This window comes from Bradyrhizobium sp. UFLA05-108 (genome assembly GCF_059803455.1).
This window is the reverse complement of record NZ_JBANAZ010000087.1, coordinates 1-14,875: the sequence shown is the minus strand read 5'-3', so window position 1 is coordinate 14,875 and position 14,875 is coordinate 1. Positions and strand designations below refer to the sequence as shown.

The 14,875-nt window shown below is 60.6% G+C and carries 14 protein-coding genes and 3 pseudogenes; 6 read left to right on the top strand and 11 right to left on the bottom strand.

All coding sequences use genetic code 11. The features are described 5' to 3' along the window. The first annotated feature begins 1,039 nt into the window (after nucleotides 1-1,039). Nucleotides 1,040-1,318, top strand: coding sequence for a ribbon-helix-helix domain-containing protein (locus SO140_RS39825; RefSeq protein WP_474803054.1), 279 nt, complete (start codon nucleotides 1,040-1,042; stop codon nucleotides 1,316-1,318). Between the two features lie 370 nt (nucleotides 1,319-1,688). On the opposite strand, the gene SO140_RS39820 is transcribed toward SO140_RS39825, so the two are convergent. After that, nucleotides 1,689-1,847, bottom strand: coding sequence for a hypothetical protein (locus SO140_RS39820; RefSeq protein ID WP_474803060.1), 159 nt, complete (start codon nucleotides 1,845-1,847; stop codon nucleotides 1,689-1,691). A gap of 233 nt (nucleotides 1,848-2,080) precedes the next feature. On the opposite strand from SO140_RS39820, the gene SO140_RS39815 reads away from it, so the two are divergent. Next, entirely contained in the window at nucleotides 2,081-2,281 is a 201-nt protein-coding gene (locus SO140_RS39815; protein WP_474803063.1) for a hypothetical protein, read from the top strand. Nucleotides 2,282-3,669: 1,388 nt separating this feature from the next. Here SO140_RS39815 and SO140_RS39810 read toward each other — a convergent pair. From SO140_RS39810 to SO140_RS39785, 6 genes and pseudogenes are all read right to left on the bottom strand, one after another. Then, nucleotides 3,670-5,004: an IS5 family transposase gene (locus SO140_RS39810; protein ID WP_498543900.1), complete on the bottom strand. Its 1,335-nt coding sequence runs from the start codon at nucleotides 5,002-5,004 to the stop codon at nucleotides 3,670-3,672. 903 nt (nucleotides 5,005-5,907) lie between these two features. Continuing rightward, entirely contained in the window at nucleotides 5,908-6,126 is a 219-nt protein-coding gene (locus tag SO140_RS39805) for a DUF6894 family protein (RefSeq protein WP_474803066.1), read from the bottom strand. 239 nt (nucleotides 6,127-6,365) lie between these two features. Further along, entirely contained in the window at nucleotides 6,366-6,569 is a 204-nt protein-coding gene (locus tag SO140_RS39800; protein ID WP_474803096.1) for a hypothetical protein, read from the bottom strand. 47 nt (nucleotides 6,570-6,616) lie between these two features. Beyond that, a complete protein-coding gene (locus SO140_RS39795; RefSeq protein ID WP_474803069.1) occupies nucleotides 6,617-6,877 on the bottom strand; it encodes a hypothetical protein in 261 nt (86 codons plus the stop codon). Between the two features lie 375 nt (nucleotides 6,878-7,252). Beyond that, nucleotides 7,253-7,615 (bottom strand): recombinase family protein, encoded by a 363-nt coding sequence (locus tag SO140_RS39790; protein ID WP_474803072.1) that lies wholly within the window; start codon nucleotides 7,613-7,615, stop codon nucleotides 7,253-7,255. A 103-nt stretch (nucleotides 7,616-7,718) separates the two neighbouring features. Further along, nucleotides 7,719-7,847, bottom strand: a pseudogene (locus SO140_RS39785) (recombinase family protein); the annotation flags it as partial. Between the two features lie 941 nt (nucleotides 7,848-8,788). Here SO140_RS39785 and SO140_RS39780 point away from each other — a divergent pair. Continuing rightward, nucleotides 8,789-9,151: an SPW repeat protein gene (locus tag SO140_RS39780; RefSeq protein WP_474803099.1), complete on the top strand. Its 363-nt coding sequence runs from the start codon at nucleotides 8,789-8,791 to the stop codon at nucleotides 9,149-9,151. Between the two features lie 12 nt (nucleotides 9,152-9,163). Here the strand turns inward: SO140_RS39780 and SO140_RS39775 are convergent, their stop codons facing one another. Beyond that, entirely contained in the window at nucleotides 9,164-9,334 is a 171-nt protein-coding gene (locus SO140_RS39775) for a recombinase family protein (protein WP_498541894.1), read from the bottom strand. Between the two features lie 151 nt (nucleotides 9,335-9,485). Here SO140_RS39775 and SO140_RS39770 point away from each other — a divergent pair, with 151 nt between their 5' ends. Further along, nucleotides 9,486-10,316 (top strand): hypothetical protein, encoded by an 831-nt coding sequence (locus SO140_RS39770; protein ID WP_498543899.1) that lies wholly within the window; start codon nucleotides 9,486-9,488, stop codon nucleotides 10,314-10,316. 462 nt (nucleotides 10,317-10,778) lie between these two features. Here the strand turns inward: SO140_RS39770 and SO140_RS39765 are convergent. After that, a pseudogene (locus SO140_RS39765) lies at nucleotides 10,779-11,131 on the bottom strand (cupin domain-containing protein); the annotation flags it as partial. 7 nt (nucleotides 11,132-11,138) lie between these two features. Beyond that, nucleotides 11,139-11,342 carry a hypothetical protein gene (locus SO140_RS39760; RefSeq protein ID WP_474803081.1) on the bottom strand — a complete coding sequence of 68 codons (204 nt, stop codon included), beginning with the start codon at nucleotides 11,340-11,342 and terminating at the stop codon, nucleotides 11,139-11,141. Between the two features lie 37 nt (nucleotides 11,343-11,379). On the opposite strand from SO140_RS39760, the pseudogene SO140_RS39755 reads away from it, so the two are divergent. Beyond that, nucleotides 11,380-12,000, top strand: a pseudogene (locus tag SO140_RS39755) (IS630 family transposase); the annotation flags it as partial. Between the two features lie 905 nt (nucleotides 12,001-12,905). After that, nucleotides 12,906-13,082 carry a cupin domain-containing protein gene (locus SO140_RS39750; RefSeq protein WP_498541898.1) on the top strand — a complete coding sequence of 59 codons (177 nt, stop codon included), beginning with the start codon at nucleotides 12,906-12,908 and terminating at the stop codon, nucleotides 13,080-13,082. Here SO140_RS39750 and SO140_RS39745 read toward each other — a convergent pair. Next, nucleotides 13,069-14,268: an IS256 family transposase gene (locus SO140_RS39745; RefSeq protein WP_474803084.1), complete on the bottom strand. Its 1,200-nt coding sequence runs from the start codon at nucleotides 14,266-14,268 to the stop codon at nucleotides 13,069-13,071. The two genes, SO140_RS39750 and SO140_RS39745, sit on opposite strands and share 14 nt — an antisense overlap. Between the last annotated feature and the right edge of the window lie 607 nt (nucleotides 14,269-14,875).

The window sequence follows — 14,875 nt, the reverse complement described above, 5'->3', positions numbered from 1 at the left end:
CCGGATTAGGTCGCGATCGGGCATGCTCGTTTTTTACCCATCTCACGCAGAGGGGTGCGCCCCGTTTTTTCCGGCGCCCAAAAAAAAGGTGGCGCCCGCCCCAACGAGCGCGACCGCATCCCCGCTATCGGCCGCATGCAGGCCATGCGCAAGAAAGGCGCGACCTATCGCGATCGGCGCAGCGCCACAACGGGATGCCCTACCAGGGCATCAACGTCGTGCTGCTCTGGTCAGAGGCCGTGTCGCGCGGCTTACACACGCATCACCGATCGCATCGTCGCAGACCTGGAGCGCGGCGTGCGGCCGTGGCGGGGCGAATTACGCGGCCGCCGTCATGCAGTTCAAGCCCCGAAACGAGGAAGAAGTAGCAAGTGATATCGGCGTGAAGGGTTCAGGCTCGCTATTTTTCTTCTACTCCCCTTGGGTCCACCTACCGCCGTGGGTCAGGCCGTGGAATGCGGTCAACGATCGGGCCCAATCTATTCCGAGCCGCGTGCCGCATGGGGCTCCGAGCATCGTGACCGGCCTTACCGGGGCGTTGCGCCGTTCGAGCGGGGCGAGGCTGAGGCCGCTTTTATTGCGAGAAGGCCTCAGGCCCGAGGCGGCAGATCAGTAGCTCGCGCTCCACCGCAGGATGGCTGCGGTTCTTCACTTTGATCCAGTGCTTCTGCCCGCCGACGCGATGACGTGGTGCGGCTGCATCGTAGCACTGAGGGGGCGGCGTGTCCTGAGGCAGGTCGAACCCGGCGCAGGAACGGGCTGGCTAAGCGATTGCAGTATCGGAGTTCCTATTGCAACCCGGTGAAAGGGCCGCCGCTCCAAAGCAGCGGCCCTTTACTCTGTGTCAATGATCTCCTCAAAAGATCACTATCCGAAATAGTATAAGAGCGAATTTCCAATTTACGATAAGACGCTCACGCGTTTGGCGGAGCGTAGGTGGACGGCTCCGGCTCGCCTCCAGCCAGCCTCGCGCGCCGGGGCCGTTCTCGTTTGCAGGATCGGACCTTGTTCGGCTGGCCATCGAGCGCGAGGAATAACCATGAAATTCCCCGTCATGAAGCGATCCATCGTTGTCGACAGCCACAAGACCAGTGTCAGCCTGGAAGAGGCCTTCTGGAGCGGGTTGAAGGAGATTTCGAGCCTGCGCAACATGACGCTCTCGGAGCTGGTTGGTGAGATCGACCGCAACCGGCTGCACGGCAATTTGTCGTCCGCGCTACGTTTGTTCGTCCTCGACCACTTTAAGCACCGGGCCGCAGCGACCCAGTTTGAGGAGAAGGTGCCGGCATCGCCCAGCCATCCCGCGATGGGGGCGTGAGGCCTGAGGCGGGACCGAAGCCCTGCGCGTCACTCAGTGCTTCGGATTGAACCGAGCTATTCGGCGCAGCCCCTCCCAAAACTCTACGGGATGATTATCAACCAGCTGCTGCGCCCGACACTTTGCGTCGTCCTCGGTGGCACAGAACAGAGCGATGGTCTGGATGATGTTGCCCTCGAATGTGAGGACGAATACTCGGTACTCTTTCATCAGGCCGACATACCATCTTTTCCCGGCGGCGACGAATTAGGAGCGGCCTGAGTTATTGAGCAGGGAAGAGTCGCTGGCAAAGGCGAGGAGCCTCGCGCGAGCCGAGACCGAGAAGCTGAAGCAATGAAATTCGCCGCAGCGTCTCCGACCCTGCTGATCGTCACTGCTGAACCAGTCGACAGCTCGTCATGAGGATGTTCTGCCTGCAATTCCAACCGGCGCCGAGATCCGAGCTAACCGGGTGCGGGACAAACGCTAGCCCGGCCATGAGCAGCGCGGCGGTGAAGGCGATAGCGAAGGCGTTCCAATAGCGGGTCATAAATTGTCTCCGTCCCTTCAGATGGAGGCAATCATTCGCCGGCTTCAACTTGATGTCGTCGGGTCCCTAATCGTGTTTCCGGACCGCTTCGACCGGCACCTCGAGATCTCCGCGGCCTCTTCCGCGCGGCCTGCAGCCGCCCCTGCGATTGCCGAAAGTTCCCGCACCATCTTCTGTCCGCCAAATCGTGCGATCATGCGAATGATCAGCGAGCGCGGTTAGCGAGCTTGCCCATGTCTCATTTCATGATGGATTGTTATTTTCCCGACGTGACGAAACCGGGTGGGCTCGCGTGCGATTCCTTGCCGATCAGGGCGCTCAACGAGGGTGATGCGATCGAGGAAGCCAAAAGGATTGCGATCTGGAAGAAGCCTGTCCGGTTCGATGTGCGATCCGTCAGTAGGGGCGGAGACAAAATGATCTTCGCTTTATAGCTCGGTAATCAACGGAGAGGCCGGCAACTGAGGCGGCCTTACAGTTGAGAAAGCAGAAGGGTGAAGCACGCAATCAGCGTTGCCGTACTGAGGCTCACCACGACGAGGGCTTGTTCACTACGGGCTTCCAGCTCTTTGTCATCCATAAGGCTCAACACCCGTGCGCATTCCCGGTTTCATGTCGGCGGTCTTAGACCTCGCGAAGTAAGCCACTTGTCGATATGAGCGACCATTTCGTCTAACCTGGCTTTGCGAAGCAGAGCCTCCCGATCGACACCAGGAGGAAGCAACTTCGCCTTCTCGCGAAGCTGTTTTGCCTCGGTGACGAGGCGTTCGTGAGTGAAACGGAGACGCTTCATTTGCGCTTCTCCATTCCGTTCGAGGAGGCGGGAGCGCAGATAGGCGCTCTCATCACCGATAAATGCCAGAGCCGCGCGGTGATAATTCTTAACGTCGTTCCCAGAGTTTTGGTTCAGAACAGGACAGCGAGCCTCACCCAGTCGAAGGCCCGCCAGCGTGAATCGGCGGGCCACTTGATCACTGCCTCAGGCGTACCGTGGCGGCCGGAGCTGCTCCAGTCCCTCCTCGATTACTCGAAGGTCTTCAAGGATAGAATCTCTAGACTGAGCCGGGTTGATGCTGGATGCGGGCTGTAGCGTTCCCAGCAACTGACGGCGAAGTTCTCGCATATTCTCCAGGGCTTGCCGGTTCTTCAAACGTACATAGGCGGAAACGATCGATTCAATGGCTGTTGGCAATGGGTAGCTCCTAATAAAACTTCTACAGTAAGTTGCATCGTAACCCGTTTGAGATAACCCGCAAGATCTGCCGTCGGTATAGACTTTCGTCGCAAATCGGGCCCAGGGTTCCCTTCGAGACGGGGCGCCGGGAAGGATGCGGCCTTATTGGGCTGAAGGCCCGCTCCTCCGGCCTCGAGCGGGCTTTCCCTCAACTAACTTGCGACAACTTCGGGCATTTGCTGCCGAGCGGTGAGCGAGATGGCTGAAAAAAATCGATGTCGAGATTACAGGCAAATCGCAGTTCGAAGTCGCCTACGAGATGGCGAGATTCATTCTCGTCAATATGGAGGGTCGTCAGGTGAAAAGCATAAAGCGGCAAGAGTTCTTGCATTTGGTAGCTGACTGCATCGAGGCTTGCGCCGCATCAAGGCCAAGGAGATCATCAGCTAAAAAAGGGAGGCTGGATCGATCCTGAGGGACCGACGCCCCCGCCGCCCATAGAAAAGCCCGCCGACGTTGGGGACGGCAGCGGGCGATGTGAGGTCGAAGCATCACGGCGTGCGAATTCCGTGATGCGTCATTTGATATCGAACTTGGTTAAAATCCGGTTACTGCGTCGTTTGTGAAGAACGTTTCTGAGCACCGTTTTTACGCAAGGTGTGGTTGCGATAGGCGGCGACAGAGTATCCCTAACAGGCCGCGTAAAAGTTCCGCGAGCCAGCGTCGGAGCAGGCTGAAGTTGTAGCCGGCGGCGGCGAGCACGGCGTTGATGCGGTCGCCGTCGCGGCCCTTGAGATGGTTACGGCGCATCCGGTGGTCGTCCTTGAGATGGCCGATCACAGGCTCGACGGCGGCGCGACGCCGCATCTCGCGACGGATCGCTTTGGTGACACGACGAACCTGGCCGCTGATCCAGACCTTGAACCGGTCGGGATAGTTGTGGCCGCGGTAGCCCTTGTCGCCGTGGATGCGGCGCGCTGCAACACCTGTGAGCTTTTCGAGGTCGGCGATGACGGGACCGAGCGTGTGGCCGTCATAGGGATTGCCGTGCAGGGCCTTGGCATGCAGCACAAACTGCCCGCCTTTGGGCGCGGTGGCAGGCGTGGCAATCGAGACTTTGCAACCAAACTCGTAAGGTGCCCGGGCCTTGCCTTTGCCGATGCACTCCACCTCGGGGGCGTGCAACGAGTAGACCTTGGGACCGCGCTGACGCTGCTCTTGATGGCGAACCCGGTGGGCGAGATCGAGCAGCGGACCAAAGCGATCCTCAAGCGCAGCGTCGCCCTCAATCTTGCGTCTGATGTCACGGATGATGCGGCCAAGCCGGGTACGCAGGAATTTGAGCTCTCGTCGGGCACGCTTGAACTGGTGGGCATGCATGTACCGCCCCACCATGATGGCGGCGCGCTTGGCCACGCGCAGATAGCTCTGGCGCAGTTCGACGCTCTCGCGTTTGGCCAAATCGACCAGCTTCTCGATCGCCCGGTGCATAAGCCGCGCATCGTTCGGATGCGCGATCGCCTTCTCCTGGACGGTGGTGTCCACAACGACCCGCTCGAGATCTTTGGTCTCGATCGCCCCAGTTCGATGCGCCACCGAGAGGCTTTCTTGCAATAGCGCGGCGATCTGCTCCTCACCCAGCCGCTGGCGCCAGCGGGTCAGCGACGAGCGATCGAACGGCAGGTCGTGCCGGAACACCACCTCGCCGCAGAAATACTGAAAATACGGGTTCTCGACCCACCTGTCGCACAGCGCCTCGTCAGAGAGATTGTGCATGTGCTTGAGGATGAACAGTCCGGCTACCAATCGTGTCGGCAACGGTGGCTGTCCCGGTCCGAGGCGACAGACCGAACTGAAGCGTCCCGCCAGGAAGTCCCAATCGATCTCCGCCGCCAGACGCACCAACGGATGGCGAAGGTTGATGATCTTCTCCAGAGATGGACGAAACAGATCGTCCTGACGATCGTCGCGCGGATGGCTCATGGGTTCTCCCCAACAGCGAATCTCGCCGTCAAAGGAATCACGAAGTCGCCAAATCCGGAATCCAAAAACGCAAGAAAACCAACACCTACCCACGGCTTTCTTGCACAATCGAATACTTACTCACGTCAAAATCACAGCGACAGATCAATCGCTTCCGAATTCTTCACGAGCGACTACTGCTTCAGCCGGCGAGCATGCGCGGCCCGATGACCTGCCAAGCCGCCGGCTGCGCCCGTAGCGTAGAACTCTGCAATCCGTTCTGTTCGCTTTGGGATGTCAAACGCCATCCGGAACTGAGGGGGCAGTTTTCCATGGCGCGCGACAAGGACCTTGGCGCGTCGAAAATGAAACGGCCCCAGCATCCCGGATTGAATGCTGAGGCCGTCTGGCGATTGTGTCTTCCCTAAAGAGCAAAACAGTAATTCACCCAGGACAGATTCGTTCCGGGATCAATGAAGAGGCCCCAGCTCAGGGGAAAGCTGGGGCCATCGTCACGTCAACACAGAGATGGCACCCGATTCTCTGCAACGCCGCTGAAGTCTTTTTGAGGCTAGCAGAGAATTCCGTTGGGCAATTCCCCTTACATGGAGGTGAGTGAACAGCCTCGGTCCGCCAAATGAGGAGGATACCCAGGAGAAAGGCCGTTCCGACCACCTTCGCAAGGACATCGTTACGCATACGGCAGCTAGGCCGGGTAAATTCGGCCCCGGCCGTGGGGCTTCATGGGGGTTGCGTGCCGGGGCCGTTGGAGGTCCTTGGCGGGGCTGATTTCGCCATGGGGCGACTAGATTGAATCGATCGCCCAATCTGTTCGCTTTCTTACTTTGGAATAGGCAGCGACACTACACCGCAGCCATGAACACGAGGCCCGCCGGTTCGCGCTGACGGGCTTAATCAGCCCGTTTACGAGATAACATCCAACGGGATGGTGCAAACAGCTGTGCCATCATCATCAATCACAGAGACCGAAGAGTGACGGCCGATCAACTCGGGGCGAGTTTCGCGCAGCGACTGAGCAAGCCTGATAGCTTCTATCCGCGCCTCCACTTCGCCTGGAAGGTCATGCACTCCGAAATCCGAGACAAGGTGGGTATTGGTGAGCTTGAATGAATACAGAGGCATGGAAAATGTCCGACAAACGCCAAAGCCCCTGCTTCCTATCGTAGTAGGGGCCCGCGGATGGATGGTCCGAGGCTGGGATGTTCCAGGTGTCGCACCAAGGACCCGCGTGATCAAAACGCCTTCATCGTACGGGTGGCCCGCGGAAATGTTGTGCAATTCGCGCAAACAATAGGCTCGACGCCCTATTGCCGCGTCTATCAAGATTGCTGGTTAGAGAACCAAGTTCGATGAAGCCGCCTTCAGTTGGCTGCCCCCGTCTTCAAGAGCCCGACATAGGTGCCGGACTCGTGCAGTTCGAGCCACCCGCGCTCGATGGCGTGCTTGATCCCGGCGCCAAACTCCGACCAGCTGGCCTTCAGAGTGTAGAGAAACGGCGCGTTGATCTTCTCGATATGAATCCGACCGTCCTGCAAGGGCTCGGTGCTGGCGGCGATCTCAACCAGCTTGCGCGCTGCGGCCTCGGGATTGGCTCACGCGCGCGTTTCGCCGTTTAACGATCCGTAGATTTTCGGCTCAGCCGCGAAATCATCGATACGTCGACCCCAAAACTCTTGGCGAGCTGCATGCGCAGGTCGACCACCTCTTTCGCGCGCTCGTCGGCGACCTGCATAGCGCGCCTCTTGGCATCGCGCAGACGAATGATCTCGGCTTTTGCCTCGCGCAACATCGCGGCCGTGCGCTCGATCTCGCGTGCTGCCTCGAGGCAGAGCGGGGATCGCTCGGATTGCAATCGTTGCACCAAATCGGTCATGGGTCGGGCCTCCGTATTCAGCCAGGCGCGAGATCATGCTGACGGCGACCGCGTAGCTCTTGGCGATCTCGGCCAGCGTCTCGCCCGCCGCGCGGCGCTGATGCTCGGCGCGCGACTCTCAGTAGCTTAATCCAAAGAGTCCCGGGACAGGGAGCAGGCCCGGGGCTTTGGCTGCGCGGTATAAAGCGCACGGGATGGTGAGTCGCGCACGTCGAAACATCGGTTGTCAACAATTTCGCAGGTGTATTATCCCAGCAATGACTGAGACCGATGCACAACGGTTCCGCAAGGAAGCTGGGGATTGCCGCGTACGTGCGGAGAAAGCCATCAGCCCGCTTGATAGGGAGGAGCGGCTACACTTGGCCGCCGACTGGCTCAAGCTTGCGCAAGAGGCCGAGAGTCGCGGAGGCCATTGGTTTTGCACCTAAAGCCCCTCCGAGACAGCTGGGGACATACGGCCGCACTTGGCTGGGCGGCTGCCGCGAGGCGATCGCGGGCTCGGATAACCGTCATGGCGGACCACGGTTTGCCGGTAGGCGTGGCGACATTGCGGTCGTTCAGGATGCGCGCAATCTCGCGGGCCGACCTTCCCTCTAGCTGCTCGAATAGCGGCGCCAGCACCTTCGCGCGCTCGACCGCGGCCTGCTTGGCCTCGCGTCCATAGTCGCGGAGTCCGCCGAGCTGCTTGCCGTTCGCCTTTGCGGCGGCCAATGCGTCCTTGGTCCGTTGGCTGATCATGCGGCGCTCCTTCTCCACGAGCGCCGCGGTGCAGCATGAACGGGTCGGTATCAGCACCGAGGTCGGCGACGATGAAGGCCACCTTGTGCTTCATCAGGCCGCTGATGAAGTGCACATCGCGGCAGAGACGATCGAGCTTCGCGACGATCACGGGAGCCTTAGCCTTGCGCGCGGCCTCCAGAGCAGCATGGAGCTGGGGCCGCTTCTGGTCATCATCCTTGCCGCTCTGCACCTCGGTGAAGGTCTGTACGATCTGGGGCCCTCCTGATCAGGGAAGCGCTGGATCAGGGCCTGTTGCGCCTCCAGGCCAAGTCCGGACTTGCCCTGCTTCTGCGTCGAAACGCGGATGTAAGCGATCGCGGACTTCATGGCGGCTTAACAGTCAAGCCGGGTCCACGCGTTGTTACAGCCCGTAGGGAACTGTTTTGGCAATGACGAATTGATTTGAGGCGCGTACTAATGCGCAGGAGGCTGCCATGCGCCTTCACTTTCACCACCACAACATATCTATTGACTTAGTCACCCTCGCGGCTGCCAGCTTCTTGGTACTCGGCTTCGCCGGCGCCATCGCGGCCCTGCTGGTGCGCTAACTGGCGGTGCACCCTGGGCGGGGCGACGAGTGCGGAAGAGAAAGATTTTTCGAGGGGGCTATGCGTCCTATTGAACCGGGGAATGAGGCCTCTTGGGAAGCCAGATGTACATGTATCGATGGGATCGGCATGGCCGTAATGGCCAACGCTGCCTCGTCCTCGCGCGCGGCGCGATGAACAGACTGCGTCGTCGGGTTCGAGGAAGACGGCTACACGATGGTCACCAGCCGCGCTCAAGCTCGGCCGAAAATCGTCGAAAAAATATGACGCGCGGAAGAGCGTGGGCGGAAAGCGGGCGAGCGCGCTCTGCTGCGCTTCCAAACCCAAACCAGACCGACCCTGCTTCTACGTGCTGACCCTGATGTAGGCGACGGCGGCCGGCTGGCCCACGACAGCGGCCGAGCACGGCCACGGCACGGGACGGCGCGCGCGGCGTAGCTGCGATGGCGATCGGCGGAGGCCGTTACACCACAGCCGCGGAGATTGTCCTTTGCCATTATGCCGCGGGCCGCGGAACCGGCGCGGCGATCTTACGGTTGATTAGCTGTGTAACCTTCCAATGGAGGGTGTCATGGGAAACTGGATGGAGAACTGGACGAACGCAAAACTGTGCGACGTCGCAAACCTAATTCTTGGCGCATTCCTGTTCGTTTCGCCCTGGATATTCGGTTTCGATGCCGGCGCAGCCTCCCAGAATGCGTACGCCGCGGGCATCGTGATTGCGATCCTGGCCATTGCGGCCCTCGCAGCCTTCGCGGTGTGGGAGGAGTGGCTTAACCTGATCGTCGGCCTGTGGACGCTTATTGCGCCTTGGGTTCTCGGGTTCGAGGCTGCCAAGACGGCGATGGCGATCCACGTCGTGGTCGGCATCCTGGTGGCTGTGCTTGCTGCGATCGAGCTCTGGATGATGTCCCAGATCCCGCCGCGGCTGACCACCGGCCGCTGAGCGGCCTCTCGGTTACCAGTGCGGAAGCCCCGGCCGATCCGCGACCAAACTTGACGCCCTTGGCCTGGGCACGCTTCGGCCCTCGCCAGTGCGTTCTCTGATCAGATCGCGCTCAAACTCGGCGATTGCCGCCAACAGCGTCGAGAGCAGCCGCCCCTGCGTCGCGCTCAGACATTGGAGCACACATGAAAATCAAGGCTTTGACCGCTGAGGCGGCGCTAGCGATTTCGGCCCTGGCGCTGGCAGCCAACACTGAGGCTCAGAACAACGCGGCGGTGGCAACGGTCGTCTCCGCAAAGACCGTCACCAAGCTGACGGACGCGGAGGACCGGGCTTGGCGGGCCAGATCATCGAGCGCAGCGGTTTCACTTGGGACGAGATGACCGGCAACAAAATGATGGTCGATCCATTCCTGGGTCGACCACCCGATGACGGAGATCAGCCCGTCTGCATCGCGGCGCAATATTGGCGCCCGCTCTGCAGTGGCCAACTGGCGCTTTTCACGAGACCAAAACGGGCTAGGATAGCTCCGTGCAAGCACCTCAGTGCAGATGGCCTGCCTTTCGGCCGCGACTGCCATCGAAAATCACGGGAGGGTATCGCAATGAAACCGCTCGCTTATGCAACTTTACTTGCGCTCGCACTTGGCCCCAGCTACGGCTTCGCTCAAGACTCAACCGGCCACAAGATGAGCGACGAAGAGCTGATTAAACTATCACTGTCAGCCGCCCCCGAAGCCATCGCCAAGGACGCCACGATCGTCGCTATGGACCACGATGGCAAATTGCGCACATTGCGCCAAGGAACGGGACAATGGACGTGCATGCCAGGTCACGCCGATCCGGCCAACCCGGACCCGATGTGCGGCGATAAAAACGCGATGGAATGGGCGACAGCCTGGATGGAGCACAAGGAGCCACCAGCGAATAAGGTAGGCTTCATGTACATGCTCCGAGGGGACGGCGGTGCAAGCAACACCGACCCGTATGCAACAAAAGAAGCTCCCGGCAACAATTGGATCAAAACCGGCGCCCACGTGATGATCGTCGGCTCTGGCGCTAAGATGTTGGATGGTTATCCACGGGAGGCGAAGGCAGACCCAACGAGTCCCTATGTGATGTGGCCTGGCACGCAGTACGAGCATTTGATGCTGCCGGTCCGCTAACCTCGCGGTTCTCGCGTCCGCATATAAATATCTGTGCTGGGACGCGCGAGGAAACGCGCGTCCCTACCGTTACCGGTGCGCTGCATGAGTCGGCCAAGCAGACGTGAGCGCGGACGTGGCAATTTCGCGCTAGTGATTACGCAAGTAGGTGAACGCATCCTGCACCCGCCGGTAGGCTGGATGGGTGGTGTGCTTCACTTCCAACGCATTGCGTCGGACAAGGCGGTCGGCTCGACCCCAGTATCTCGCTCAATGGCGCAGCTTACTATCGAACGACCTTTGAGAATTACGTCGCTGGCGCGATCTCGCGCGTCGATGCCCACAATGCGCTGATGTCGCTAGGCTATCGCGAAACCGCGCTCACCATCGACTTCTCGAACTTGACAAGGCACGTCGCGCTCGCGGAGATCCGAACGCGTAATGTCGCAACGCGTTTTAGACCGGCGTGAAAGAAATGCGACCTTATTCCGCAACGAAGATGCTAGCCGCGATTATCGTTGGTGCCTTCCTCGCGATTAAAGACCTGAGCTTGTTGACGGCGCGGATCGCAATGCCGAACGGGAACCGATTGTTCAAGCGCAGGAAGGCGAGCTTCCTCACATAGCCTCGACGTGCCATTTGGCGTGCGCACCTCTGCGAAAAAAATTCACGTCACCAACGCCGTAGCGCTTCGGCGGCATGCCTTCGCTCTCAAGCACGATCGATCCTTCGAGGATCACGATGGTCTCGTCGAGATCGTAATACCAATTGAATTTGCCTTCGGTGCAGGACCAGAGGACGGTCTTGGCAGTCTTGCACGCGCTGGCCGACACTAGTGGTTCATCACAGTGATTTTGACGTTTTGATACCGAGCCATTCGAGGATGGGCAAGTTTTCGGGTGGCAGAAGAATCTCGATGCTTCGGGGAACGCCGGGCTGACGGCGAATGAAGGCGGCCGGCTGTCCGAACATGTACGAATAGGTATGGATGAAAGCGAGGTAGTGTCCCTGTTTCTCGGTTAAGCGCGCGCCTGATTTTTGACTCATGGATCGATTCGTCCCGGCCTCCGACAAGAGGCGAAGCATGAATGTACGTTATCGGGTCGAATTGAGCCAAATCGAGCGGGACGAACTGACGGCGATGCTCGGCGGCGGCAAGCGCGCCGCCCGCAAGCTCAAGCGGGCGCAGATTTTGCTGGCGGCCGATGGAGGCTGCCGCGACGAGGAGAGACCATGAGTGTCAGCCTCTCCACCGTTTATCGGACCAAGCGCCGCTTCGTGGAAGGCAATCTGGAGCGGGCCTTGAGCGAGGAACCGCGTCCGGGCGCAGAGCGCAAGCTGACCGGCAAGGAGGAGGCCCTGCTGGTGGCGACGGCATGCGGCAAGCCGCCCGCCGGCCGCAAACGCTGGACGCTGACGGTGCTGGCTGACACGATGGTCAAGCTCACCGATCATGGCAGCCTGTCGGGCGAGACCGTGCGTCGCCGGTTGGCCGAGAACGACCTCAAGCCATGGCGCAGGGACATGTGGTGCATCCCCCATGTCGATCGCGAATACGTCGCCCGCATGGAGGACGTGCTCGACCTCTACGCCGAGGCGCCGGATCCCGTCCGGCCGCTGGTCTGCTTCGACGAGACCCCCCGTCCAGCTCATCGGCGAGGTCTGTCAGCCGATTCCAGCCGAGCCGGGACAGCGCGAGCGCTACGTTGGTGCGGGAGATCCCGGAGCGCTCGAACCGATCGGTGGCAGCTAACTGCTAGTGCCGAGCCAACCATAGTTCGAAAAGAAGCAGATGCCGGCCAGAGCGGCCAGGCCGAAATAAAGTCTCGTCATTCCCACTGAATGCGGCGGGCCGGCTGCCGTTCCATGCTCGTCGTCGGTCAGCGGACCAGGAGGCTCGCGATGGCACAGGCGAAGCCCACCAGCAGGACAGCCCACGCCGTTAGGACGACGGGGTCAAGAGGCCGGGGGAGGATCTTCCCGACGATTAAATCGAAATGTCTGGAGCGGTCGTCGTCCCGAGATCTGCGAATAGCGGCCTCCGGCGGATTGGCACCCCGAAAACCAAATTGGCAACTGCTCAAGGAAGCGCTGAAGCGCCGGGCTGCGGCGAAACGCTGGCCGAGATCGCCAAATCCCACGCCGTCGATATCAGCATGATCTCGCGCCTGCGCTGATCACCGGCCCGCCTTTTCTAGGCGGGCTTTTTGTTGCCCGCTAATGCCTCAGTTTGGCGGGCTGGAGGGCGTGGCAAACTCGCAATTTGAAATTCGGACAGCTGCGGTTTGTTAACCCGGAACATGCTGGATTGAGGCGGGCAATCGGCTTCGCCTCCTATTGCCCGCTACCCTTCGGTCCCGGCTCCCAAAAGGGACCTGGGGCCTTTTCTTTTGGCGCGACGCGAGGAGGAATTAGGACAGGAACGTTTACGCGGCTCCGCCGTTGGGAAAAATCGGCAATTGAGACCGGGATAATTTCAAGTTCGAGGTGAGATGATATGCCGCTCGCGCTTATTGAAGCCGCCCATTGCAACCTGGATCTCCAGCCTTCGCCCATCGAGCCGTCATGGATCGTTGAAGGAAATCCAGAAGCTCACTCTGCCTACTATCGATCAGTACGTGCAACACAGCCCGCATCCTGATCTGGTCGTGCACCGAAGGCAAATTCAACTGGTACTACGATCTCGACGAGACCATCCTGATTCTCGAAGATCGTGTCCCCGGGCATGGTGTAGCAGGAGTTTCACCGCATTCATCGGAAGGAGCCGGGTTGGTCAGCTGGCGATAGCCGGGAGGCTGACGGTTGGATCATCGCTCAAAGGCGCGATGGTTTCCAGTGTCATGTAACGGGCGCGCTGGACGGCCCATTCATCGTTTTGCTCAAGCAGGATCGCGCCGATCAATCGCACGATGGCATCTTCGTTGGGGAAGATGCCGACGACCTCGGTCCGCCGTTTGATCTCGCCGTTGAGGCGCTCGATCGGGTTGGTCGAGTGCAGCTTGGTTCGATGCTGCGGCGGGAACGTCATGTAGGCCAGCACATCGGTCTCGGCGTCGTCGAGGAAGCCAGCAAGCTTGGGCAGCTTGGGGCGGAGCTGGTCGGCAACCTTGCGCCACTGCGTCTTGGCAGCCTCGGCATCGTCCTGGGCAAAGGCGGTGGCGATGAAGGCCGAGACGACGCGCCGCCCGCTCTTGCCGGCATGCGCCAGTGCGTTGCGCATGAAGTGGACACGGCAACGCTGCCAAGTGGCGTTGAGCACCTTGGCGACGGTGGCCTTGATGCCCTCGTGGGCATCCGAGACGACAAGCTTGACGCCGCGCAGGCCACGGCGGGCGAGCTTGCGCAGGAAGGCCGTCCAGAACGTCTCGGCTTCGGAGGGCCCGATGTCCATGCCGAGCACTTCGCGCCGGCCGTCGCTGTTGACGCCGACCGCGACGATCACCGCGACCGACACGATGCGCCCGTTCTGGCGCACCTTCACGTAGGTGGCATCGATCCACAGATACGGCCAGTCGCCCTCGATCGGACGGGTGAGGAACGCCTTCACCTTGTCGTCGATCTCGGCGCACAGCCGGCTCACCTGGCTCTTGGAGATACCGGTCATCCCCATGGCCTGCACCAGATCGTCCACCGAGCGGGTCGAGACGCCCTGCACATAGGCTTCCTGCACCACGGCCGTAAGGGCCTTCTCGGCCATGCGACGCGGCTCCAGGAAGCCCGGGAAGTAGGAGCCCTTGCGCAATTTTGGGATGCGAAGCTCGACCGCGCCGGCGCGGGTCTCCCAGATCCGCTCCCGATAGCCGTTGCGCTGAGCCAAGCGCTCCGGATTCTTCTCGCCGTAGGCTGCTCCAGTCTGGCCTTCGACTTCAGGCTCCATCAGCCGCTGGGCGGCAAAGCCGATCATCTCGCGCAGCGAATCCGCATCAGGGGTCTTCTCCACAAGCGTGCGAAGGTTCATCATTTCATCGGTCATCGGTGGGTCCTCGAATCAGGTTGGTGTGTCGCAACCCGACCCTACCGGCGAACCGCCGGTGACCACCGCAAAGCCGCCCGCCCGCTACGGCGCTATTGGGGGCGCGCGTACGGGCGGCTTTGCTCTACCGAGCTACACCATCGCTGGGGACACGACCGATATCCATGATGGCCAGGAGCGATCTGCTCCACGCAAGGGCCGGATACAGAAGCGCAAGACCAGTCACCGCCACTCTGCAGATTAAGCTTGCAACGCACGGCCGGACAATACGGTTGAGTCAAAAGCGCCGGTTTGGCCCTCAGCCGAAGACTTCCGGTCTACCCCCAACTTCGGACATGTCCTTGCGCCGCGCAAACTGTCGCGAAGGGCCAAGGCACGAAGTCGCTGCGCTCCAGCCCGCTGCGCGGGGGCAAGAGCCGAGAGGCCGGTAGCCGGTTGAGAGTGTATAATAGTGGTAGCAGTGGAGAGCCCCTGTCCTGAGAATCGAGGTGTTCTCAGCCTCAATCAGGAAGGAGCTCTCCATGAGCGACACTAACACCGTCAGTCCGCTGCGTCAGCGTATGATTGAAGACATGGCTGCGCGCAAGCTCAACCCGCACACGCAGCG

Coding starts and splice junctions, on each gene's coding strand:
- SO140_RS39760 (WP_474803081.1), bottom strand. CDS start 11,342: ATGAGTCAAAAATCAGGCGCGCGCTTAACCGAGAAACAGGGACACTAC.
- SO140_RS39815 (WP_474803063.1), top strand. CDS start 2,081: ATGTCTCATTTCATGATGGATTGTTATTTTCCCGACGTGACGAAACCG.
- SO140_RS39805 (WP_474803066.1), bottom strand. CDS start 6,126: ATGCCTCTGTATTCATTCAAGCTCACCAATACCCACCTTGTCTCGGAT.
- SO140_RS39790 (WP_474803072.1), bottom strand. CDS start 7,615: ATGATCAGCCAACGGACCAAGGACGCATTGGCCGCCGCAAAGGCGAAC.
- SO140_RS39780 (WP_474803099.1), top strand. CDS start 8,789: ATGGAGAACTGGACGAACGCAAAACTGTGCGACGTCGCAAACCTAATT.
- SO140_RS39825 (WP_474803054.1), top strand. CDS start 1,040: ATGAAATTCCCCGTCATGAAGCGATCCATCGTTGTCGACAGCCACAAG.
- SO140_RS39745 (WP_474803084.1), bottom strand. CDS start 14,268: ATGACCGATGAAATGATGAACCTTCGCACGCTTGTGGAGAAGACCCCT.
- SO140_RS39810 (WP_498543900.1), bottom strand. CDS start 5,004: ATGAGCCATCCGCGCGACGATCGTCAGGACGATCTGTTTCGTCCATCT.
- SO140_RS39795 (WP_474803069.1), bottom strand. CDS start 6,877: ATGACCGATTTGGTGCAACGATTGCAATCCGAGCGATCCCCGCTCTGC.
- SO140_RS39820 (WP_474803060.1), bottom strand. CDS start 1,847: ATGACCCGCTATTGGAACGCCTTCGCTATCGCCTTCACCGCCGCGCTG.